The organism is Herbaspirillum sp. WGmk3 (genome assembly GCF_023952535.1).
Taxonomy (GTDB): Bacteria; Pseudomonadota; Gammaproteobacteria; order Burkholderiales; family Burkholderiaceae_D; genus Herbaspirillum; species Herbaspirillum huttiense.
The window spans coordinates 1,310,051-1,332,567 of sequence record NZ_JAKYWT010000001.1 but is presented as its reverse complement, the minus strand read 5'-3'; the positions used below and the strand labels follow the sequence as shown (position 1 = coordinate 1,332,567).

The following is a 22,517-nucleotide window of genomic DNA, read 5'->3' as shown; positions in this document are numbered from 1 at the left end:
GAACAGATGCTCCTCAATACCATCAACGACCCGGCCGACCTGCGCCGCCTGTCCCGCCATCAATTGAAGCCGCTGGCCGAAGAGCTGCGCGGTTTCCTGCTGGACTCGGTCTCCAAGACCGGCGGTCACCTGTCCTCCAACCTGGGCACGGTGGAGCTGACCATCGCGCTGCATTACGTCTTCAATACGCCGCAGGACCGCATCGTCTGGGATGTGGGCCATCAGACCTATCCGCACAAGATCCTCACCGGCCGCCGCGAGCGCATGGCCTCGCTGCGCCAGCAGGAGGGCATCTCGGGCTTCCCGCGCCGCATCGAAAGTGAATACGACACCTTCGGCACCGCCCACTCCTCGACCTCGATCTCGGCTGCGCTCGGCATGGCACTGGCCGCCAAGACCCAGGGCTCGGACCGCCATGCCATCGCGGTCATCGGCGACGGCGCGATGACCGCCGGCATGGCCTTCGAAGCGCTCAACAATGCGGGCGTGCATGAGGACATCAATCTGCTGGTGATCCTCAACGACAACGACATGTCGATCTCGCCGCCGGTGGGAGCGCTCAACCGCTACCTGGCGCGCCTGATGTCGGGCAAGTTCTACGCCAAGGCGCGTGACGTGGGCAAGTCGGTACTGCCCGGCCCGGTGCTGGAACTGGCCAAGCGCCTGGAAGAACATGCCAAGGGCATGGTGGTCCCGGCCACCATGTTCGAGGAATTCGGCTTCAACTACATCGGCCCCATCGATGGCCATGACCTCGACTCGCTGGTCCCCACGCTGCAGAACCTGAAGCACCTGAAGGGACCGCAATTCCTGCACGTGGTCACCAAGAAGGGACAAGGCTACAAGCTGGCCGAGGCTGATCCTGTGCTCTATCACGGCCCCGGCAAGTTCAACCCCAGCGAAGGCATCAAGCCCAGCGCGGGCGGCAAGCTGACCTATACCCAGGTCTTCGGCGACTGGCTGTGCGACATGGCCGCCGCCGACGAGAAGCTGGTCGGCATCACCCCGGCCATGCGCGAAGGCTCGGGCATGGTGGGCTTTGAAAAGAAATTCCCGAACCGTTACTACGACGTCGGCATCGCCGAACAGCACGCCGTCACCTTCGCCGCCGGCATGGCCTGCGAGGGCATGAAGCCGGTGGTCGCGATCTACTCGACCTTCCTGCAGCGCGCCTACGACCAGCTGATCCACGACGTGGCCCTGCAGAACCTGGACGTGACCTTCGCCCTCGACCGCGCCGGTCTGGTCGGTGCCGATGGCGCGACCCACGCCGGCAATTACGACCTGGCGTTCCTGCGCTGTATCCCGAACATGGTAGTGATGGCGGCCTCCGATGAGGATGAGTGCCGCAAGATGCTCTCGACCGCTTATCAATACCCCGGCCCGGCCTCGGTGCGCTATCCGCGCGGTGCCGGCATCGGTGCAGCGGTCGAGAAGACGCTGGAAACTCTGCCGCTGGGCAAGGGTGAAATCCGCCGCCAGGGCAAGGATGTGGCCATCCTTGCGTTTGGCAGCCTGCTGGCACCGGCATTGGGCGCGGGCGACAAGCTCAACGCCACGGTGGCCAACATGCGCTTCATCAAGCCGCTGGACGTGGAACTGGTCAAGCAGCTGGCCGCCTCGCACGATGCGCTGGTGACGGTGGAAGAGGGCTGCATCATGGGCGGCGCCGGTGCTGCCGTCTCCGAGGCATTGGCCGCCGCCGGCATCAACAAGCCGGTGCTGCACCTGGGCTTGCCGGACCGCTTCATCGATCATGGCGACGCTGCGCAACTGCTGGCGCAGTGCGGCCTGGATGCCGATGGCATCGCCCAGTCCATCGTGCAGCGCTTCGGCAAGGACCAGCCCCGTCTGGTCGTCAACAACGGCTAAGCGCCGTCTTCCCGCACCACGCATCGTCCCGGCGGCCCACGCTGGCCGGGAGATGCGGCGCGTTTTCTCATCCGTTGAACATCCTGTGGCCGCGCCGGTCCAAGACCTCATCAATTAAAATAATTTCCTTTTGGAAATAATTTCCTTTTGGAAATAATTTGTGGGGTGGCCGGCGGTTTCGCATGGGCGCTCCTGAAATCTTCCTGCAAGAATTCAAACGAGGAGAGACCCATGAGATGGGTGACGGCGATAGTCGGTGGTATGACGGGCTTTGTGCTGGCCTTGGCCAGTGATTGGTCGATCGGTTCTACGGTGGCCATCATGGCGGGGCTGGGCTTCTGGCTCGGCAATGTGCTGTTTGCGGGTAGCCAGCAGGAGGAGTCATCCGCCGCATTCACCGGTACGGCACCTTCCGCGTCCCTGGCCGCCCGCGTGAAGCACCTGGAAGACCGGGTCGCGATGCTCAGTGAAGAAGTGGAGCGGCTGCGACAGGAATCACCGCATTACCTTGCGCCCCCTGAGCCGCCTGTCGAGGTGGAGCTCCCTGCAGAAGTACGCTCCCACGATCAAGTCCGCATCCCCGTCACCGCCACTTTGCCGCCAGCGCCCGTCCCGCTTGCCTCGGCTGAGGCAGAACCACAGACCTCGCACGAACAACAAGCCGCTCCGCTGGCGACTGGCGCTGCAGGGAGCGAGCCTGAATTGCCGCCATCCCTCCCTGCCAGGCCCGCTGCGCCCGCGACACCGGACCTGCTGGAGCGCGCCTTCAATGCCGCGCGGGACTGGCTGCTGGGCGGCAACACGGTGGTGCGGGTGGGGATCATCGTGCTGTTCTTCGGCGTAGCCTTCCTGCTCAAGTACGCCGCCAGCAACAGCCTGCTGCCGATCGAATTCCGCCTGGCCGGTACTGCCCTCGGTGCTGCCGTCCTGCTGGGAGCCGGCTGGCACCTGCGCGAGCGCCGCACCGTGTACGGACTGGTGCTGCAAGGCGGCGGGGTAGGGGTGCTGTATCTGACGGTGTTTGCTGCCGTCAAACTGTATGCGCTGATTCCTTCGGGCATGGCCCTGCCGCTGATGGTGGTGATCTGCGCCCTGAGCGCTTTCCTGGCGATTCGGCAGGATGCGGCGGTGCTGGCCTTCATGGGCAGTGCAGGCGGTTTTCTGGCCCCGGTGCTGGTCAGCAGCGGCGGTGGCAGCCATGTCGCGCTCTTCAGCTATTACGCCTTGCTCAATGCCGGCATCTTTGCCATCGCCTGGTTCAAGGCCTGGCGCGCGCTCAACCTGCTGGGATTTTCCTTCACCTTCGTGATCGGTTCGATCTGGGGCGCGACCGCCTACGCACCGGAACACTTCGCCAGTACCGAAGCCTTCCTGGTGCTGTTCTTCCTCATGTACGTCGGCATCTCGCTCCTGTATGCCTTGCGGCGCGAGTGCGTGGTGCGGCACTACGTGGATGGCTCGCTGGTATTCGGCACGCCCATTGCGGCCACCGCGCTGCAGGCGGCCCTGGTCAAGTCCATGCCCTTCGGCCTGGCGTGGAGTGCGGTTGCCTTGTCAGCCTTCTATCTGCTGGCCGCAGCCGGACTGGTGCGCTGGCGGCAGCGGCTGGGTTTGCTGTTCGATGCCATGCTGGTCTTGGGTGTGATCTTCGCGACGCTGGCCATCCCCTTCGCCTGCTCCGGCCAGACCACGGGAGCCGCCTGGGCGATCGAGGGCGCGGCCCTGGTGTGGATGGCAGTGCGCCAGCGTCGGCTGCTGGCACTGCTGTCCGGCTTGCTGATGCAGCTTGTGGCGGCGCTGGCGTTCCTGGCGTCTTGGGGCGAGCCGCCTGGTGCGGTGCTGATGCCCGTCGTCCATACCGGCTTCCTGGCCATGCTGATGATTGCGCTGGCGGGCCTGTTCATCGGCTGGTGGCTGCAGGTGCGCAGCGATGCTGGCCGCTGGCAGGCGTGGCTGCCCGAAGTGGGCATGGCCGCTGCGGTCTGGGGCCTGTGCTGGTGGGCCGCTGCCGGCCTGCGCGAAATCCAGGCGCACGCCGCCACGCTGGCACCGGAGGCGCTGGTCCCGTTCATCCTGCCTGCGCTGGTGCTGTGGGCCATCCTCACCGCCTGGCTGGCCCACGCCGCGCGCCGCCTGCTGGCCTGGCCGCTGGCCCGGCGCGTCGAGCAGGCCTTGGCACCGGTGCTGGGTCTGCTGACCCTGGGCTTGTTCATGACGCAAGCTGCGCCGCTGACCGGATGGGGCTGGCTGGCCTGGCCGCTGGCACTGGTCTCGACCTATGCCATCCTGTGGCACCTGGAAGGCGAGCACGAACGCGGCCAGACCTCCCCCTGGCCACCCTATGCCCTGCAGCACCTCCTGAGTTTCTGGATGCTGTGCGCCTTGCTGGCCTTCGAGGGCTACTGGCGCTTGCGTGAGTTCGTCCCCGAAGGCGCGTGGAGCTGGAGCGCCTGGGCCTGTGGAGTGGGACTGTGCCTGCTGGCAGTCTCGACCCTGGGCACCCGCCTGCGCTGGCCGGTGGCCGTGCAGGCCTGGTCCTATCAGGTCTGGGGCGCGGCACCGCTGGCGCTGCTGCTGTGGGTGTGGAGCATCGGCAGTGCCCTGAGCGACGGCGATGCCTCGCCGCTGTTCTGGCTACCCCTGTTGAACCCCCTGGATGTGGCGCAATTGCTGGGCTTTTTGGCCGTGGCCGCATGGATAGGGCGTTTGCGCCAGCTGGAGGTGAGCCAGCCGCCGCTGGAAGTGAATTATCTGGCGTTCGCTACGGTCTTCCTGTGGTTCAACGCACTGCTGCTGCGGACCTTGCATCACTATTTCGGCGTGGAATATGAAGTAGCTGCCGTGCTGGCCTCGTTCCGCTGGCAACAGGTCTTCATGCTGGGCTGGGGTGTCTTTGCCTTTGCCGCGCTGTGGCTGGTCCGCAGCGAACGCCTGCAGAAGCTGTGCGTGCTGGCCTCGCTGCCGCTGATGCTGGTGCTGTGGCTGTGGACGATCAACGTCAACCTTACCGAGGCCGGTGGCGACTGGATGCGGCTGCCCTTGCTCAATCCGCTGGATGCGGTCCTGCTGGCCATCTATGCACTGATCGCTTTCTGGCTCGCGCGCCTGGCCAGCCTGACCGGTTTGCTCGCGCCGTATCGCACGGCGCTGTTGAGCGCGGTGGGCGCGACGGCCTTCCTCTGGCTCAACGCCATGCTGCTGCGCACCCTGCATCACTGGACCGGTCTGCCTTACACGCTGGCTGACATCTCGCACTCGACGCTGGCCCAGGCGGCGCTGACGGTGTTCTGGGCCTTGTGTGCCCTCACCACGCAGGTCATTGCCACGCGTCGCGGCCTGCGCATGCTGTGGTTCGTCGGCGGCGCGTTATTGGGAGTGACCGTGATCAAGCTGTTCCTGTTCGACCTGTCGCGCATCCAGGGCCTGGAGCGCATCGTCGCGTTCATCGGGGTCGGTGTGCTGCTGTTGCTGGTGGGATATTTCTCGCCCTTGCCGCCCAAGCGCGCTGCCGCCGAGGAGGTCACGCCATGAAATCGATGCTGATGAGTTTGTGCGCGGGCTTGCTGGCGTTCAGCGCCCACGCCAGGGAAGCCGCGCCGGTGGCGGCTGTGCAATGGTACGAAGTGAATCTCAACGGCAGCGGCCCGTATTACCGCATGCGCTTACCGTCCGAGATCTACGCGGCCAGCCAGCGCAGCGATCTGGGCGATGTGCGCATCGTCAACGGTGCCGGAGAACGGGTGCCGTTCTCGCTGGAGGCGGCCACCGTTCCCGCTCCGGTCAAACGCGTGGTGCCGGCACCGGTGACCTGGTTTGCCGTGCCCGCCGCCAACCGAGCGGGTGGCCAGCCTCGCCTGGGTGTCTCGATTGCGCCCGATGGCAGCTTGCGCGCCGAGGTCGGCGCACCGGCCGCGCCGCGCGGGGCTGACGAGTCGGTGCTGGTCGATCTGGGGCGGGAAGCGTCGGTGAGCGGCTTGCGTATCCATTTGGGCGGGACGCAATATCAGGGCCGTGTCCAGGTCGAGAGCAGTGCCGATCTGACGCAATGGCACAGCGTGGCGGAGGCCGACTTGCTGAAGGCGTCCTCGAATGGCAAGCAGTTGCGCCAGGAGCGGGTGCCACTGGACGGATTGCGGCAGCGCTACCTGCGGCTGAGTTGGCCGGATGGCGTGCCTGAGATCACGGCGATCGACGCCGAGACCGTTGTGGTGGAAGCGGTCCCCGGGAACGATGCGCATGCTCTGCGCTGGCAGGCTGCCGCGCAGGTACGCACCGGCAGTCTGGCGGGCGAATATCTGTTCGAGAGCGGCGGAGTCTATCCGGCCGAAAGCGTGCGCATCGATCTGCCGCAGCCCAATACCATCGCCAAGGTCAGCCTGCAAAGCCGCAGCGAGGCCCAGGCACCTTGGCGGGAAGTCGCTACGGGCAGCGTATTCCGTCTGCAAGGCAAGTCAGGCGAGGAGCGTTCCGCACCGTTGCAGTTCCAGGTCACGCCCGAGCGCAACTGGCGGATCCTGGTGGACATGCGCAATGGCGGTCTGGGCAGCGGCTTGCCGCAAGTGAGCCTGGGCTGGCGGCCGGCGCAGCTGACTTTCGTGGCACGGGGATCTCCGCCCTTCAGGATGGGCGCGGGCGATGCGGCGCTAGCACCGGTGGCGCAGCCGACAGCGGAATTGCTGATGGGGGCAACCCCCGAGATGGGCAACGCCACGCTGGGAGCACGGCTGCCGATGGCACAGGAAAGCGCGGCGGCCGCTTCGGCCAGTACCCGCAACATCGTGCTATGGGTGGGTTTGATCATTGCCGTGGCGGCGTTGGGTGCCATCGCCTGGCGTCTGGCGCGCAGCAAGCCGGTGGACGGCACCCGCTAGCTGTCGCAGGCAGAAGGCGGTGTTGCTGCAGCGCTGCCTTCACTGCCCGCAGTGAGAACGCGATCAGCGTTCCCGCCCCTTCTCCCACAGCACATCCTGTCCACCCGCCTCCCGGTTGAGCACGCGCGCCAGCACGAAGCACAGGTCGGAGAGGCGATTCAGATACTGCCGCGCCGGCGCATTCACGCCGGCCTCGGCCTTCTCCAGCATCACCACGCTGCGCTCGGCGCGACGGCACACGGTGCGGCATACGTGCGCCAGCGCGGCCGTGCGCGAGCCACCCGGCAGGATGAATTCCTTGAGCGGGGGCAGGGTGGCGTTGTACTTTTCCAGCAGGGCGTCCAGCCGTGCCAGGTGCGCATCGGCCAGCACCGTATAGCCCGGGATGCACAGCTCGCCGCCCAGGTCGAAGAGGTCATGCTGGATCGACACCAGTTCCTCCCGCAGCGCGGCCGGCAGGGTCTCGCACAACAGCAGGCCCAGCTGCGAATTGAGCTCATCCACATCGCCCAGCGCCTGGATGCGCAGGTTGTCCTTGCCCACGCGGCTGCCATCGCCCAGTCCGGTGCTGCCATCATCGCCGGTGCGGGTGGCGATCTTCGAAAGTCGGTTGCCCATCATTGCTCCTTGTTGATCCGCCGGGGAGCTTAAGCGCAAGGCCCGTCCAAGGCAAGCGCTTCCCATGCGCTGCGAGCCGTGACGCGTCTGCTGGAAAAAGGCGTAAACAATTCACTTGATTTGTCCGATCACGCAGCATGGAGGGGGACATTTGCGCAAACTAAAGTCGGCAAGAGAGTAAAATTCATCGATTGGATCAGTGGTCAGTCCACTGGAGCGGCAGGGGACGCCGCTTCACCGGCCCTGCATCTTCCCCGCACAACACCATAAGAACACCGAGACACCAGACCCCTGAGAGACATTGCATGAACCACCTAGTTGACGCCCGGAAACTGAAACGCCCCGTGCCCCAGGCCCTGCTCGACGAGCTCAAGGCCCTCTTCGGCGAGCGCTGTTCCACCACCCTGGCCATGCGCGAGCACCACGGCCGCGACGAATCCTCCTACGATCCCATGCTGCCGGACGCCGTGGTCTTCGCCCACAGCACCGAGGAAGTCGCCGCCTTCGTCAAGCTCTGCAGCCAGTATGACACCCCCATCATCCCCTACGGCGCCGGCACCTCGCTGGAAGGCCATGTGCTGGCCCTGCAGGGCGGCGTGACGGTGGACCTGTCGCAGATGAACCAGGTCCTGGCCGTCAACGCCGAAGACCTGACGGCCACCGTCCAGGCCGGCGTCACGCGCAAGCAGCTGAACCAGGAGATCAAGGACACGGGCCTGTTCTTCCCCATCGATCCGGGCGCCGATGCCTCGCTGGGCGGGATGGCCTCGACCCGCGCGTCGGGCACCAATGCCGTGCGCTACGGCACGATGAAGGAAAACACGCTGACCCTGACGGTGGTCACGGCCCAAGGTGAGATCATCAAGACCGGCACCCGTGCCAAGAAATCCTCGGCCGGCTACGACCTGACCCGCGTCTATGTGGGCAGCGAAGGCACCCTCGGCATCATCACCGAAGTGACCGTGCGCCTGTATCCGCAGCCGGAAGCCATTTCGGCCGCGATCTGCTCCTTCCCCAGCGTGGCCGATGCGGTCAACACCGTCATCCAGACCATCCAGATGGGCGTGCCGCTGGCGCGTGTGGAACTGCTCGATGAAAACGGCGTGCGCGCCATCAATGCCCACGACAAGCTGAACCTGCCGGTCAATCCGCTGCTGCTGTTCGAATTCCACGGCAGCGAGAACGGCGTCAAGGAGCAAGCCGAGCTGGTGCAGGACATCGCCAAGGAATTCCATGCGCTCGGTTTCGAATGGGCCACCCGTCCCGAAGACCGCACCCGCCTCTGGACCGCCCGTCACAACGCCTACTTCGCACTGCTGCAACTGCGCCCCGGTGCGCGCGCGATTTCCACCGACTGCTGTGTGCCGATCTCGCGCCTGGCCGAATGCGTGCTGGCCACCAAGGCCGATTGCGAAGAGCAGGGGCTCATTCACGCCATCATCGGCCACGTCGGCGATGGCAACTTCCACGTGCAGATGATGGTGGACCCCAACGACCCGGCCGACATCGCTCGCGCCGAAGGCGTCAACGCCCGCATGGTGGCGCGTGCCCTCGGCATGGACGGTACCTGCACCGGCGAACACGGCGTGGGCCTGCACAAGATGGATTTCCTGATCCAGGAACACGGTGATGGCGCCATTGCCGTCATGCGCGCCATCAAGCATGCGCTCGATCCGAAGAACATCATGAACCCCGGCAAGATCCTGCGCTGGGAGCAGTGAGGTCGATGCATCACGCAGGCCAGGGGAGAAAAACTTAGTTTTACGCGCTTGGCCTTTTAGTTTTTCGGCAACGCAATGTTAGTTTTCATCAGTTTTGCTTGAACCGCAGCAGGAATCCACCATTCATGGCCACCCGCCTTCCCCCCGTTCACGCCCTGTCCGCCTTCGAAGCGGCAGCCCGTCACAACTCGTTTGCGATTGCCGCCGAGGAACTGTGCATCACCCCGTCGGCGCTGTCGCACCGGATCCGCCTGCTGGAAGACTTCGTGGGCGAGCGCCTGTTCTATCGCGATGGCCGTTCCATCGGCCTGTCCGAGTTCGGCCGCCGCTATCTCGATGTGGTGCGCAGCGCCTTGCGCACGCTGACCGATTTCCCGATGCCCCACCGCAATGCGGCCGTGCAGCCCAAGATCAAGGTGATGCTGCCGCCGACCTTCGCGCGCCACCTGCTCATGCCGCGCATCGCCGATTTCACCCAGCGCCATCCGGAGATCGTGGTCGAGCTGTACCTCTCGGTACCGCTGTATGACCTGTCGCTCTCGGAGAGTGATGTCGAGATCCGGTTCGGTGCAGGCAACTATCCCAACATCATCACCGAGAAGTTGTTCGAGGAACCGGCCTTCGCCGTGGCCAGCCCCGGCTACCTGAAGACCCTGCCGCCGATGAAGTCGCCCTCCGACCTGCAGCATGCGACCCTGCTGCGCTCGGCGCTGGAACCCTGGCAGCCCTGGTTCGAAGCGGCTGGCCTGAAGGACTGGGTGGAACCCTCGTCCGGCCTGCGCGTGGACGACCTCGGCCTCTTGCTGGAGGCCGTGCGCCACGGCTACGGGATTGGCCTGACGCGCCAGCACTTCGCCGAAGAACTGCTGGCCCGGGGCGAGATCGTGGAATTGTTCGATGTGCGCCTGCGTACCCCGCCACATGCGTATTACGTGGTCTACGAGCGCGCGGTGCGCGAGCGGCCGGAGGTCGATACCTTCATCAGCTGGATGCAGAACGCCTTCCGCAACATCTGACCCGGCTTTGCATCGCCCATCCCGTCCGGCCGCCCTGAAAATAATTCACGGCGGCCGGAAATTCTTTTCAGTGGGCCGCCAGGCAACACGGCACCGTGCAGGGCGGCAAAATTCGTTACACTTGTCGGACTGAAAAAGCCCGTCCCATGCGGGCTGACAACAAACGAGACAGCGTGAGCCGCAGCACCGGATGCAAGAAGAGGGACATCCAGCGCCGCACGCCTGCCTAGCTTACCGCCGAGGTCCAGCATGAATGCTCCCGCCCAACCGTCCTTCGCGCCGGCCCGCCAGCGCGAAGTCGTCGATGCCCTGCGCCGGGTCGCCCCCGCGCACTGCGTGCTGTTCGACGAGGAAGACACCCGCCCCTACGAATGCGACGGCCTGGCCGCCTACCGCCAGTTGCCCATGGTGGTGGTGCTGCCCGAGAACGAGGCGCAGGTCATCGCCATCATGAAGGCCTGCCACGCGCTGCAGGTGCAGATCGTGCCGCGCGGTGCTGGCACGGGCCTGTCGGGCGGGGCCATGCCCATCGCCGATGGCGTGGTGGTCTCCACCGCCAAGTTCAACCAGATCCTCAAGATGGACAAGTACTCGCGCACCGCTGTGGTCCAGCCCGGCGTGCGCAACCTGGCCATTTCCGAAGCGGCCGCCCCGCACGGGCTGTATTACGCGCCGGACCCGTCCTCGCAGATCGCCTGTTCCATCGGCGGCAACGTGGCCGAGAATTCGGGCGGCGTGCACTGCCTGAAATACGGCCTGACGGTGCACAACGTGCTGCGCGTGCGCATGGTCACCATTGAAGGCGAGGTGGTGGAACTGGGCAGCGGTGCATTGGATGCGCCGGGCCTGGACCTGCTGGCCGTCTTCATCGGTTCCGAAGGCATGCTGGGCGTGGTCACCGAAGTGACCGTCAAGCTGGTGCCCAAGCCGCAGGCCGCGCGCGTGATCATGGCCTCCTTCGACGATGTGGTCAAAGGCGGCAATGCAGTGGCCAACGTGATCGCCGCCGGCATCATCCCGGCCGGACTGGAGATGATGGACAAGACCAGCTCGCGCATGGTCGAGCCCTTCGTCAAAGCCGGCTATGACATCGATGCCGAAGCCATCCTGCTGTGCGAATCCGATGGCACCGTGGAAGAGGTGGAAGAAGAAATCGGCCGCATGACCGACGTGCTCAACGCCAGCGGCGCGACGGCCATTGCCTGCTCGCAGTCGGAAGCCGAGCGCCTGCGCTTCTGGTCCGGCCGCAAGAACGCCTTCCCGGCCGCCGGCCGCATCTCGCCCGACTATTACTGCATGGATGGCACCATCCCGCGCAAGAAGCTGGCGCAGGTGCTCTTGGGCATCGCCGAGATGGAAAAGAAATACGGCCTGCGCTGCGCCAACGTCTTCCATGCGGGCGATGGCAACCTGCATCCGCTGATCCTCTTCGATGCCAACATCGCCGACGAATTCCACCGCGCCGAACTGTTCGGTGCCGAGATCCTGGAGCTGTGCGTGGAAGTGGGCGGCACCATCACCGGTGAACACGGCGTGGGCATCGAGAAGATCAACTCCATGTGCGTGCAGTTTTCACCCGCCGAGCGCGAGGCCTTCTTCAAGTTGAAGCGCGCTTTCGACCCGGCCTTCCTGCTCAATCCGGACAAAGCCATTCCCACCCTGCATCGCTGTGCCGAGTACGGCAAGATGCACGTGCAGCGCGGCCAGCTGCGCTTTCCCGATCTGCCGAGATTCTGACCATGCAAGCACAACAAGACATGGACGCCGTGCTGGCCTCCTTCCGCGAACGCATCCTCTCCGGCCGCGCCCTGCAGATCCGTGGCGGCGGCACCAAGGACTGGTACGGACAGGAGCCCGCCGGCGACCTGCTCGACACACGCCCCTACAGCGGCATCATCGACTATGAACCGACCGAGCTGGTCCTCACCGCCCGCTGCGGTACGCCCCTGGCCGAGATCGATGCGGCACTGGCCCAGCACAAGCAGATGCTGGCCTGGGAGCCGCCGCGTTTCGGTGGTGCGGCCACCGTCGGCGGCATGGTCGCGGCCGGCCTGTCCGGTCCCTCGCGCGCCAGCGCAGGTGCCGTGCGCGATTTCGTACTGGGTGCCGTGCTCATGGATGCACAGGGCGAGCAACTGCACTTCGGCGGACAGGTCATGAAGAACGTCGCCGGCTATGACATCTCGCGCCTGCTGGCCGGTTCGCTGGGCACGCTGGGACTGATCCTGCAGGTCTCGCTAAAGGTCTTGCCGCGTCCCATCGCCAGCAGTACCCGCGTCTTCGAGATCAACCAGGAAGGTGCGCTGCGCCTGCTCAACCAGAGCGCAGGGCAACCCCTGCCGCTGGTGGCCAGCGCCTGGGTCAACAATGTGCTCACGATCCGTTTGTCGGGCGCACAGGCGGCCGTGGATTCAGCAATCAAAAAGATGGGTGGCACCGAATTAAGCAATCCGGAAGATTACTGGACCGACCTGCGCGAGCAGACCCATCCTTTCTTCGCCGACCCGCAAGCCCCGCTGTGGCGTCTGTCGGTGCCGTCGGTGGCCCCGCCCATCGACCTGCCGGGCCGCCAGCTGATCGAGTGGGGCGGGGCACAGCGCTGGCTGCGGCCTGAGGGAAATGTGGATGCCGTTGCCATCCGCGCCGCCGCACTGGCCGTGGGCGGACACGCCAGCCTGCATCGTGGCGGTGACAAGGCCATCGGTGTCTTCCACCCCTTGCAGCCGGCGGTGGAAACGATCCATCGCCGTCTCAAGCAGCAATTCGATCCGCAGGGCATCTTCAATCCCGGCCGCCTGTACGCCAGCCTGTAAGCGCCTCTTTTCCAAGCGATCATCATGCAGACCAATTTGGCTGATTTCATCCGCAACTCCCAGGCCGGCGAGGAAGCCGACAGCATCCTGCGTTCCTGCGTGCATTGCGGTTTCTGTACCGCCACTTGTCCCACCTATCAACTGCTGGGCGATGAACTGGATGGCCCGCGCGGCCGCATCTATCTCATCAAGCAGGTGCTCGAAGGCAAGCCCGCCACGGCCGCCACGCAATCGCACCTGGACCGCTGTCTGACCTGCCGCAACTGCGAATCCACTTGCCCCTCCGGCGTGCAGTACGGGCGCCTGGTCGACATCGGCCGCAAGGTGGTGGAAGAGCAGGTGCAGCGCCCCTTCGGCGAGCGTGTCTTGCGCACTGTCTTGAAGGAGCTGGTGCCGCGCAAGTGGATCTTCCGTCCGGCCATGAAGGCGGGGCAGATGGTGCGCCCGCTCTTGCCCAAGCTGTTGCAGAACAAGGTGCCGCTGCCGCAGGATGCGGGAAGCTGGCCGACGCGCACGCATGCGCGCCAGATGCTGCTGCTGGAAGGTTGCGTGCAACCGTCGATGGCCCCCAACATCAACAGCGCCACCGCGCGCGTGCTCGATGCCCTCGGCGTGCAATTGTTCGCGCCGCCCAAGGCCGGCTGCTGCGGGGCCATCCGTTATCACCTCAATGACCAGGACGGCGGCCTCGACGACATGCGCCGCAACATCGACGCCTGGTGGCCCTACATCGAAGGACGTGACGGCGTGCGTGCCGACACCATCGTCATGAATGCCTCCGGCTGCGGGGCCACCGTCAAGGAATACGGGCACCTGCTGCAGCACGATCCGGATTACGCCGAGAAGGCGCGCCGCATCTCCCGCATGACGCGCGACATCAGCGAGATCCTGCCCGAGTTCGAAGAGCAGCTGCAGCACAAGCTCAAGGATTTCAACGGCAAGCGCGTGGCCTATCACCCGCCCTGCACCCTGCAGCATGGCCAGAAGATCCGCGGCAAGGTCGAGGACATCCTGCGCGCGGCCGGCGTGGATGTGCAGCTGTGTGCGGACAGTCATCTCTGCTGCGGTTCGGCCGGCACCTATTCGGTACTGCAGCCCGAGCTTTCCTATCGCCTGCGCGACAACAAGATCAGCAAGCTGCAGGCCACCGATCCGGACATGATCGTCACCGGCAACATCGGGTGCGTCACACACCTGCAATCCGGGACCGACACGCCGGTGCGGCACTGGATCGAATTGCTGGACAGCGCCCTGCAACAGGCCTGAGGACGCGGATAGTCAGGATAGTCAGGATAGTCAGGATAGTCCGGATGACATCGTGATGCGTCTCACGATGTCATTGTCCTGTCAGATCAAAAACTTAGACTTTCGCCTTCACCGATACCAGCGGTGTAGTCAGGCGAAGCCCGCAAGGTCTTGTTGCGCCTGGCTGCCCGCACGAGGACCAGGATCATGGGCGGAACCAGTCGACGCGATTTCCTAAGATTGTCGGCCAGCGTGGCCGGTGCCGCCAGCGCCGCCGCGCTGCTGGCGGCCTCGATCAGCAAGGCCCTGGCCATTGCGCCCCGGGTGCGCACGGGCAGCATCGAGGACGTCGAGCACATCGTGGTCTTCATGCAGGAGAACCGGTCCTTCGATCACTACCTGGGGCATCTGTCCGGTGTGCGCGGCTACAACGACCGCTTTCCGGTGACGCTGCCGAACGGCCATCCGGTCTGGTTCCAGCCGCGTCAGGAGGATCCCGCCGCCGTCATCGCACCGTTCCGTTACGACACCACTGATCCGGCGATGAATGCGCAATGCGTCGGCAGCCTGCCGCACACCTGGGCCACCACCCAGGGTGCCATCAACGGCGGACGCGCCGATCAATGGGCGCAGCAGAAGGGCAATCTGTGCATGGGCTATCACGTGCGCGAGGACATTCCCTTCCACTATGCCCTGGCCGATGCCTTCACCGTGTGCGACCAGTATTTCTGCTCGATTCCAGGCAACACCCATCCCAACCGCATGTACCTGATGACCGGCATGATCGATCCGCTGGGCAGCGGCGGCGGGCCGCTGCTGGACAATACCGACTACATCGACAACCAGTTCAGCAGCACCAAGCTGCCGCCCTTCACCTGGACCACCTATCCGGAACGGCTGGAGCAGGCCGGCATTTCCTGGCAGGTCTACCAGCAGGGCACTGACTTCGACAAGTTCAGTGGCAACTACGGCACCAACATGCTGGCTTCGTTCGAGAACTTCGTGCATGCGCCCATCGGTTCCTCCCTGCACGCGCGCGGCATGAGTACCCGCAGCGTCGCGCAGCTCAGGGCCGATGTGGAGCAGGGCAAGCTGCCGCAGGTGTCGTGGCTGCTGCCGCCGGCGGTGTATTCCGAGCATCCGGATTACACGCCGCTGTATGGCGCGCGCTATCTCTCCGACATCCTCGATGCGCTCACCGCCAATCCCGAGGTGTGGAGCAAGACCGTGCTCTTCATCATGTATGACGAGAACGACGGCTTCTTCGACCACGTGGTCCCGCCGCAGGCCCCGACGGTGCCGGGTTCCGGCAAGAGCACGGTGGACATCGCGCTGGAGCGCCATGCCGTGGTGGCCGCGAGCCAGCAGGGCAAGTTCACCGCCGACCAGCTGCCCTACGGGCTGGGCCCGCGCGTGCCGATGTTCGTGGTCTCGCCGTGGTCGCGCGGCGGGCGGGTCAATTCGCAGGTGTTCGATCACACGTCCGTACTGCAATTCATCGAGCGCCGCTTCGGCGTCATCGAGCCCAACATTTCTCCCTGGCGGCGTGCGGTGTGCGGCGACCTCACATCGACGCTGGATTTCAGCCGGCGCGATACCTCGGCACCGCGCCTGCCCGATACCACCCACTACCTGGCCGATTCCGACCTGCAATGCAAACGTCCGGTCGCCATCAGCGCGCCCGCACCCGGCGCCGCGCTGTCCTTCGCGCCGCAGGAGGCGGGCGTGCGGACTGCCTGCGCCTTGCCCTATGCGCTGCACGTGCATGGCAGCCGCGAGGGCGGCCGTTACATCCTGCGCTTCGACAATGTCGGCCGGCAGGGCGCGCATTTCCAGGTCCACGACGATGTCCTCGGTAGCGCACCGCGCGGCTATACCGTGGAGGCCGGCAAGCAGCTCGGTGACAGTTGGCCGCTTGCTGCCGGAGGCCGTTACCAGTTCAGCGTGTGGGGACCGAACGGCTATTTCCGCCGTTTCGCAGGGCAGGCCGGGAGCGCGTCGCAGCCGGAACCGGAACTGCGCAGCCATTACGATGCGGCCCGCGGCGTGCTGAACGTCAGCTTGCTCAATCCCGGCCCGGCACCCTTGATCGCCACGGTCACCGATCTGGCCTACGGCCACTCCCCGCGCGTGCTGCACGTGCCGGCCGGGCAGAGCGTCAGCAGCGCCTGGGATCTGGCGGCCAGCCACCACTGGTACGACCTGCAGTGGCAACTGCAGGACCGGCCGCACTGGCTGCGCCGGCTGGCGGGCCATCTGGAAACCGGCCGCCCCAGCATGAGCGATCCGGCCGCCACGGCACCGGTGACGACCGCACTCTGAAGCCCCTGCAGGCGGGTGTTTCGTGGCTGACAAAGCGCTGACAAGTTGGCCTCAGGCATGTTGGCAAAATCGCCACATTCCGGCTCCTGTGGACGGTTTGCTGCGTTTTGGGGCAGTTTTACCTGCTTAGCCTTGACGGCGGGGGGCATAAGTCAATAAGCTTCGTCCTTTTTTCCGCGCGGCGGGAAAAAACGGTCAGGGTTTCTCATCAGAAACTGACGCTTTCTGACCATCCAAAAGCATGGCGCCCCTGTCACCGCACCGGCCGGCGCCGCCCGCAAGCCTTACATCATCGTCCTCTCACCGGTGCCTGGTGCCGGTGGCGAGCGAGGGCAGGAGAACACATGAAGAAACGCATTCCACAAGCCGCCTACATCTTTGCAGCCATGCTGCTGGGCATTCTGGTCGGCTACCTGATTTTCAATCACTACGACAAGGGCGAGGCCAAGGAGCTGGCGGGTTATATCTCGATTGCCTCGGACCTGTTCCTGCGCCTCATCAAGATGGTCATCGCACCGCTGGTGTTCTCGACCCTGGTGGTGGGCATCGCCCACATGGGCGACGCCAAGTCGGTGGGCCGCATCTTCGGCAAGTCGCTGGCCTGGTTCTTCATCGCTTCGCTGGTGTCGCTGGCGCTGGGCATGATCATGGCCAACCTGCTGCAACCGGGCGCCGGCGTGGCGCTGCCGTCGCCGGATGCTGCCGGTGCGGGCCTGGCCACCAGCAAGTTCACGGTCAAGGAATTCTTCAACCACCTGGTGCCCAAGTCGATTGTGGAAGCCATGGCGCAGAACGAGATCCTGCAGGTGGTGGTGTTCTCCATGTTCTTCGGCATCGCCCTGGCGGCGCTGGGTGAACGCGGCAAGCACCTGCTGCTCGTCATCGACGACCTGTCGCACACCATGCTGAAGATCACCGTCTACGTCATGAAGTTCGCGCCCGTGGCCGTGTTTGCCGCCATGGCCGCAACGGTCGCCGTCAATGGCCTGGACATCCTGGTCAGCTTCGCAGTCTTCATGCGTGACTTCTATTTCTCGCTGGTGCTGCTGTGGGTGATCCTGATCGCAGTGGGTTTCGTGTTCCTGAAGAAGCGCATCTTCCACCTGCTTGCGCTGATCAAGGAAGCCTTCCTGCTGGCCTTCGCCACCGCCAGCTCGGAAGCGGCCTATCCGAAGCTGCTGGATGCGCTGGACCGCTTTGGCGTCAAGCGCAAGATCTCCAGCTTCGTCATGCCGATGGGGTATTCCTTCAACCTCGACGGTTCGATGATCTACTGCACCTTCGCTACGCTCTTCATCGCGCAGGCCTATGGCATCCACATGCCCATCTCCACCCAGATCACCATGATGCTGGTGCTGATGCTGACCTCCAAGGGCATCGCCGGCGTGCCGCGCGCCTCGCTGGTGGTGATCGCCGCCACGCTGCACCAGTTCAACATCCCGGAAGCGGGCCTGCTGGTGATCCTGGGCATCGATACCTTCCTCGACATGGGCCGTTCTGCTACCAATGCGGTGGGCAACTCGATCGCTTCGGCCGTGGTGGCCAAGTGGGAAGGCGGCCTGCTGAGCGAAGAAGAAGCCGCGCGCGCCGAAGTCGAGATCGAACAGGAAGCCGAAGCCACGCTGCATACGGAAGCCTGATCCGATAGTTAGTCCAAGAATGAAACAATGCCGCCCGGTGATGAGCCGGGCGGCATTTTTCATGGGCGAAAGGAAAGTGATTCAGGCCGGCAGCGCCTCGGATTGCTTGACCGCAATCCATTCCTGCAAGGTGATCTCGATGGTGATGAAGGACAGATTGGCGCCGCGCACGAAGCGTCCGGCAAAGATGCGGCCCTCGGTATCGGCCACCACGCCCTGCAGCGGATGCGCGCTGCCCTGTCCATCGCTAAAACCGATTTCGCCGAAGACGTTGAGGATTTCCACACCCGGCCCGTTGATCTCCATCGCACGCACCCCGGCCGGGGTGGCGTATTGCAGATGGGCATCGATGAGGCTGCCGATGGCGCCCCGCACGATGGCCTTGTCCATGCCATGCTGGCGGCACAGCGCTTCCACGCTTTCGGTCAGGTCCTGGTTGGGTTTGAGCCGGGCCATCACCAGCTTGCCGAGCTGGCCCTGTTCTACGTGGATGTGGTCGTCAAGGGAGTCGCTGTCATGGGCGGGGAGCGTCATCATCATTCCATGGGTGTCGGATGCAATAGACTGAAGTGCGTCTCTTCATCGCTGTTGACGACGAAGGCGCTGCGGGAGAACAGGCACAGGCGCAGGATGAGCGGATCGTCGCCCACCTCCACCGTGTCGAGCAGCAGATGGCCGCCATGCAGCGTGCCATCGCCATCGATGAAACCTGAGTGGCAATGCAGTAAGACTTTTCCATCGGCGTTCTGGCCGATGGTGATGGCGCCGGTCACGAAGCTGATGACGCCTTCCAATACATGCGGTGGTCCATAGTCATAAGGCCGGCTGGCGTCGCCGGTCTGCTCGATGCGGTGGTAATGCAGCCGCCGCGCAGTCCCGCCGCACAGCCGTCCCACGCCGCCGCGCTGGCCATAGCGTGCCAGCACGCGCCGCAAGGCCGGGCCCACCGGCGTGCCTGGTTGCAGGGTGATACGAAGTTCCTCGGCCGGATCGGCCTCCAGATCCAGCGTGCGCGGATAGCTCGGCTGGCCTGCATGAAGGAACTTGCGCACCGCCAGGAAACCGGCGCTGGCCTTGGTCTCGCCAGGTTGGCTGGCGCGTTTCATAGCCGGTAGTCGCCTTGTTCTTCGAGCAGCGCCTTGATCTGTTTCTTGACGATCTTGCCGTAGCCCGACTTGGGCATGCTGTCCCAGTAGACGAAGCGGCGCGGCCATTTGTACTTGCCGATGCGGGTTTCCAGATGCGTCAGCAAGGCCTCGCCATCGGCGTGTTGGCCAGCCTTGCAGACGATCACCGCCAGCCCGCTCTCGCCCCACTTGGGATCGGGCACGCCCAGCACCGCCACTTCGGAGACGGCCGGATGCGTCAGCAGAGCTTCCTCGATCTCGCGCGGATAGACGTTGGAGCCGCCCGAGATGTACATGTCCGAGGAACGTCCGGTGATGTAGAGGAAGCCATCCTTGTCCACATGCCCGAGGTCGCCGGTGTGGAACCAGTCATGCTTGAAGGCCTTGGCATTGGCCTCCGGATTGTTGTGATAGCCCATGAAGACGGCCGGTCCGCGCACGCAGATTTCGCCGGTCTCGAAGGGCGCCAGTTCCTGGCCATCGTCGTTGAGGATGGCGACCTGCATGCCGGTGCGCGGCATGCCGCAGGACCCCGCGCGCGCCTGCGGATGGGCGTCATCCTCGAAGTGCAAATAGGACGGCAGGAAGGTGATATTGCCGGTCACTTCGCCCAGGCCGTAATACTGCACCAGCACCTTGCCCAGCTTCTTCAATGCATGGACCTGGTCGGCGCGATACATGGGTGCGCCGGCATAGATGACGTGTTTCAGCGAGCTGTGATCGTAGCGGTCCACGGACTCATCTTCGACCAGGATCTTGACGATGGTGGGCACGGTGAAGAGATTGTCCACCTTGTATTTTTCCACCAGCTGCCAGGCTTCCTCGACCACCAGCCGTTCGGAAGAGAGCAGGATGCTGGCCGCACCGCGCGCGGTATTGACCACCGCATGCACGCCTGCGCCGTGCGACAGCGGTGCCACCACCAGCGAGCGCGATTGATGCGTGAGGCCCGGCATCAGGTCGGCCAGGTGATTGGTCACCACGAAGGCCATCTGGCCGTGCGAGAGCATGCCCGCCTTCGGATGGCCGGTGGTGCCGGAGGTGTAGAAGAACCACAGCGGATCGTCGTAATCGACTTCGGCCTCGCGGAAGGTGTCGCCGCTGCCATCGGCCACCAGCGTTTCGTAATCGAGTTCGCCCGGCCGTGCGTCGGCCAGGGCCACCACGTGTTCGAGCGTGGGCGAGGCGGATTTCACCGCATCGACATACGGTGCGAAACCGCGGTCATACAGCATCACGCAGGCGCCGCTGGACTGGCCGAGATAGGCGGCCTCGGGCGGCGTGATGCGGAAATTGGTCGGCACCCAGACCACGCCCATCTTGAAGGCGGCCCAGGCACTCTCGAAGATCTGCTGGTTGTTGCGCGAGTGGACCAGCATCTTGTCGCCCTTCTTGACGCCGCGCCGGGTGAGGGCGTGGGCCAGCGCATCGACACGGGCATTGATCTCGCGCCAGGGGATCAGGCGGTCGCTGCCATCGGCTGCACCTTGCGCCAGGATCAGTCCCGGCTCTTCCGGAAAGCGGCGCGCCACGTCCGAGAGCAGGCGGCCCAGGTTCATCACTTTGCTTAACATCGTCTCACTCGTCCCGATTCTTCTGATGGAATTCTGATGGAAATTGGCGTGCTGCCTTGTGTTTTTTGCACATCACTTCATGCGACGCGCCATTCTTCAACGACAGAATGGCGCGCCGGGGCTGCTACCGCATTTTTAGTTCACACGCTCCAGAATGCTCACATAGTTGGCCACCGCTGCGCCGCCCATGTTGAACACGCCGGCATAGCGCGCATTGGCGATCTGCATGTCGCCCGCATCATGGGATGCCTGCATGGCCGCCATCACGTGCATCGAGACACCGGTGGCACCGACCGGATGGCCCTTGGACTTCAGCCCGCCCGACGGATTGACCGGCAGCTTGCCATCCTTGGCGGTGATGCCTTCGGCAATCACGCGTGCGCCCTGGCCGTGCGGGGCCAGGCCCATGGCTTCGTATTCCAGCAGTTCGGCCACGGTGAAGCAGTCGTGCGTCTCGACCAGCGACAGATCATCGAGGCTCAGGCTGGCTGCGCCCAGCGCCTTCTTCCAGGCCAGCTCGGCCGCTTCGAAGCGGGTCGGATCGCGGCGCGACAGCGGCAGGAAATCATTGACGTGGACCGCCGCGCGGAACTGCACCGCGCGCGGCATGGACTTGGCCACATCGGCAGCGCTGATGACGAGGGCAGCTGCACCATCGGAAATGAGCGAGCAGTCGGTGCGCTTGAGCGGACCGGCCACATACGGATTCTTGTCGGAGACCGTGCGGCAGAAATCGAAACCGAAATCCTTGCGCATGTGCGCATAGGGATTGACCATGCCGTTCTTGTGATTCTTGGCCGCGATCATCGCCAGCGCATCGGACTGGTCGCCGAAGCGATCGAAGTAGCTCTGCGCGATCTTGCCAAAGACCCCGGCAAAGCCACCCGGAATGCCCGCTTCTTCCTTGGCGTAGCAGGCCTTGAGCAGCACCTCGCCCACTTGCGCGGTAGCCAGCTCGGTCATCTTCTCGAAGCCGATCACCAGCACGTGTTTCGATTCGCCGGCCTTGATCGCCTGCAGGCCCGAATGGATCGCCGCCGAACCGGTGGCGCAGGCATTCTCCAGGCGCGTGGCGGGTTTGAAGCGCAGCTGCGGCAGCGTGTTCAGGACCAGCGAAGAAGGGAAATCCTGATACAGGAAACCGGCATTGAAGGTGCCGAAGTGCACCGAGTCGATGTCTTCCGGTTGCAGTCCTGCGTGTTCGATGGCGGCCTTGGCGACCTGGCCGATCAGCACTTCCGGATCGATGCCGTCGAGCTTGCCGAACTGCGAATGGTTCCAGCCGGTGATGCAGGGTGAGGATGCAGAAACAGTCATGGGGTTGTCCTTGTGTCCGTAGTCACGGGGTCAATGGAGCGGGGTCGCTCCGTTACACACAGGGGCAATATGCAAAATCGGTGCCACGCGCAGGACCGCTCGCACCACCGCATGCAGCCGGTGTCGAAGGTCCCTTGCCTCGGCATCGCGCAGCCGGTGATGGCACATCGCGCCAGGTGCCGGCCTGCATCTTGCCCGTCTCCTGAGAGTGCCGGCGCAAAGCCGCGCCGGGTCTCGCTTTGTTGTTGATGTTGATGCGTGCTGATGTGTCCGGCAGGCCGCCCGCTCATTCCCGACATGCAGGAAAAATCCAACGGAACAGGGCAGTGCCCGCCGACCGCATGAAGATATCACGTACTTTACGTTAACGTAAATCATTGC

Annotated in this window: 15 protein-coding genes; 10 read left to right on the top strand and 5 right to left on the bottom strand. The window is 64.5% G+C overall.

What is annotated here, in order from left to right; genetic code table 11:
• The first annotated feature begins 6 nt into the window (after positions 1–6).
• The 3 genes from dxs to MKD49_RS05765 all read left to right on the top strand — a co-directional run bounded on the left by dxs (position 7) and on the right by MKD49_RS05765 (position 6,743).
• Positions 7–1,872, top strand: coding sequence for a 1-deoxy-D-xylulose-5-phosphate synthase (dxs, locus tag MKD49_RS05775; protein ID WP_252695728.1), 1,866 nt, complete (start codon positions 7–9; stop codon positions 1,870–1,872).
• 231 nt (positions 1,873–2,103) lie between these two features.
• Complete coding sequence (locus MKD49_RS05770) at positions 2,104–5,403, top strand: DUF2339 domain-containing protein (protein WP_252695727.1); 3,300 nt, start codon at positions 2,104–2,106, stop codon at positions 5,401–5,403.
• On the top strand, positions 5,400–6,743 hold the full coding sequence (locus MKD49_RS05765) for a DUF3999 domain-containing protein (protein WP_252695726.1): 1,344 nt from the start codon (positions 5,400–5,402) through the stop codon (positions 6,741–6,743). Before MKD49_RS05770 ends, MKD49_RS05765 begins: the two co-directional genes overlap by 4 nt.
• Before the next feature lie 63 nt (positions 6,744–6,806).
• Here MKD49_RS05765 and MKD49_RS05760 read toward each other — a convergent pair whose 3' ends face one another.
• Positions 6,807–7,361: a cob(I)yrinic acid a,c-diamide adenosyltransferase gene (locus MKD49_RS05760; RefSeq protein WP_121043821.1), complete on the bottom strand. Its 555-nt coding sequence runs from the start codon at positions 7,359–7,361 to the stop codon at positions 6,807–6,809.
• A gap of 305 nt (positions 7,362–7,666) precedes the next feature.
• Between MKD49_RS05760 and MKD49_RS05755 the strand changes: the two genes are divergently transcribed.
• From MKD49_RS05755 to MKD49_RS05725, 7 genes are all read left to right on the top strand, one after another.
• Positions 7,667–9,082 carry an FAD-binding oxidoreductase gene (locus MKD49_RS05755; RefSeq protein ID WP_088755702.1) on the top strand — a complete coding sequence of 472 codons (1,416 nt, stop codon included), beginning with the start codon at positions 7,667–7,669 and terminating at the stop codon, positions 9,080–9,082.
• A gap of 125 nt (positions 9,083–9,207) precedes the next feature.
• On the top strand, positions 9,208–10,098 hold the full coding sequence (locus tag MKD49_RS05750; RefSeq protein WP_121043818.1) for a LysR substrate-binding domain-containing protein: 891 nt from the start codon (positions 9,208–9,210) through the stop codon (positions 10,096–10,098).
• Between the two features lie 249 nt (positions 10,099–10,347).
• On the top strand, positions 10,348–11,835 hold the full coding sequence (locus MKD49_RS05745) for an FAD-linked oxidase C-terminal domain-containing protein (protein WP_252695725.1): 1,488 nt from the start codon (positions 10,348–10,350) through the stop codon (positions 11,833–11,835).
• Positions 11,836–11,837: 2 nt separating this feature from the next.
• Complete coding sequence (gene glcE / locus MKD49_RS05740) at positions 11,838–12,911, top strand: glycolate oxidase subunit GlcE (RefSeq protein ID WP_252695724.1); 1,074 nt, start codon at positions 11,838–11,840, stop codon at positions 12,909–12,911.
• 24 nt (positions 12,912–12,935) lie between these two features.
• Entirely contained in the window at positions 12,936–14,177 is a 1,242-nt protein-coding gene (gene glcF, locus MKD49_RS05735) for a glycolate oxidase subunit GlcF (protein ID WP_252695723.1), read from the top strand.
• A gap of 186 nt (positions 14,178–14,363) precedes the next feature.
• Complete coding sequence (locus MKD49_RS05730; protein WP_252695722.1) at positions 14,364–16,478, top strand: phosphocholine-specific phospholipase C; 2,115 nt, start codon at positions 14,364–14,366, stop codon at positions 16,476–16,478.
• A gap of 344 nt (positions 16,479–16,822) precedes the next feature.
• A complete protein-coding gene (locus MKD49_RS05725) occupies positions 16,823–18,118 on the top strand; it encodes a dicarboxylate/amino acid:cation symporter (RefSeq protein WP_121043809.1) in 1,296 nt (431 codons plus the stop codon).
• An 81-nt stretch (positions 18,119–18,199) separates the two neighbouring features.
• On the opposite strand, the gene MKD49_RS05720 is transcribed toward MKD49_RS05725, so the two are convergent.
• The 4 genes from MKD49_RS05720 to MKD49_RS05705 all read right to left on the bottom strand — a co-directional run bounded on the left by MKD49_RS05720 (position 18,200) and on the right by MKD49_RS05705 (position 22,136).
• Positions 18,200–18,652 (bottom strand): PPC domain-containing DNA-binding protein, encoded by a 453-nt coding sequence (locus tag MKD49_RS05720; protein ID WP_252695721.1) that lies wholly within the window; start codon positions 18,650–18,652, stop codon positions 18,200–18,202.
• 2 nt (positions 18,653–18,654) lie between these two features.
• On the bottom strand, positions 18,655–19,224 hold the full coding sequence (locus MKD49_RS05715; protein ID WP_134136577.1) for a hypothetical protein: 570 nt from the start codon (positions 19,222–19,224) through the stop codon (positions 18,655–18,657).
• The gene (locus tag MKD49_RS05710) at positions 19,221–20,837 is read right to left on the bottom strand and encodes an acyl-CoA synthetase (RefSeq protein WP_371925442.1); all 1,617 of its coding nucleotides are present in this window, start codon (positions 20,835–20,837) and stop codon (positions 19,221–19,223) included. Before MKD49_RS05710 ends, MKD49_RS05715 begins: the two co-directional genes overlap by 4 nt.
• A 117-nt stretch (positions 20,838–20,954) precedes the next feature.
• Positions 20,955–22,136, bottom strand: coding sequence for an acetyl-CoA acetyltransferase (locus MKD49_RS05705; RefSeq protein WP_134136579.1), 1,182 nt, complete (start codon positions 22,134–22,136; stop codon positions 20,955–20,957).
• Between the last annotated feature and the right edge of the window lie 381 nt (positions 22,137–22,517).

Coding starts and splice junctions, on each gene's coding strand:
- MKD49_RS05755 (WP_088755702.1), top strand. CDS start 7,667: ATGAACCACCTAGTTGACGCCCGGAAACTGAAACGCCCCGTGCCCCAG.
- dxs (WP_252695728.1), top strand. CDS start 7: ATGCTCCTCAATACCATCAACGACCCGGCCGACCTGCGCCGCCTGTCC.
- MKD49_RS05770 (WP_252695727.1), top strand. CDS start 2,104: ATGAGATGGGTGACGGCGATAGTCGGTGGTATGACGGGCTTTGTGCTG.
- MKD49_RS05720 (WP_252695721.1), bottom strand. CDS start 18,652: ATGACGCTCCCCGCCCATGACAGCGACTCCCTTGACGACCACATCCAC.
- MKD49_RS05705 (WP_134136579.1), bottom strand. CDS start 22,136: ATGACTGTTTCTGCATCCTCACCCTGCATCACCGGCTGGAACCATTCG.
- MKD49_RS05745 (WP_252695725.1), top strand. CDS start 10,348: ATGAATGCTCCCGCCCAACCGTCCTTCGCGCCGGCCCGCCAGCGCGAA.
- MKD49_RS05715 (WP_134136577.1), bottom strand. CDS start 19,224: ATGAAACGCGCCAGCCAACCTGGCGAGACCAAGGCCAGCGCCGGTTTC.
- MKD49_RS05750 (WP_121043818.1), top strand. CDS start 9,208: ATGGCCACCCGCCTTCCCCCCGTTCACGCCCTGTCCGCCTTCGAAGCG.
- MKD49_RS05760 (WP_121043821.1), bottom strand. CDS start 7,361: ATGGGCAACCGACTTTCGAAGATCGCCACCCGCACCGGCGATGATGGC.
- MKD49_RS05725 (WP_121043809.1), top strand. CDS start 16,823: ATGAAGAAACGCATTCCACAAGCCGCCTACATCTTTGCAGCCATGCTG.
- MKD49_RS05730 (WP_252695722.1), top strand. CDS start 14,364: ATGGGCGGAACCAGTCGACGCGATTTCCTAAGATTGTCGGCCAGCGTG.
- glcE (WP_252695724.1), top strand. CDS start 11,838: ATGCAAGCACAACAAGACATGGACGCCGTGCTGGCCTCCTTCCGCGAA.
- MKD49_RS05765 (WP_252695726.1), top strand. CDS start 5,400: ATGAAATCGATGCTGATGAGTTTGTGCGCGGGCTTGCTGGCGTTCAGC.
- glcF (WP_252695723.1), top strand. CDS start 12,936: ATGCAGACCAATTTGGCTGATTTCATCCGCAACTCCCAGGCCGGCGAG.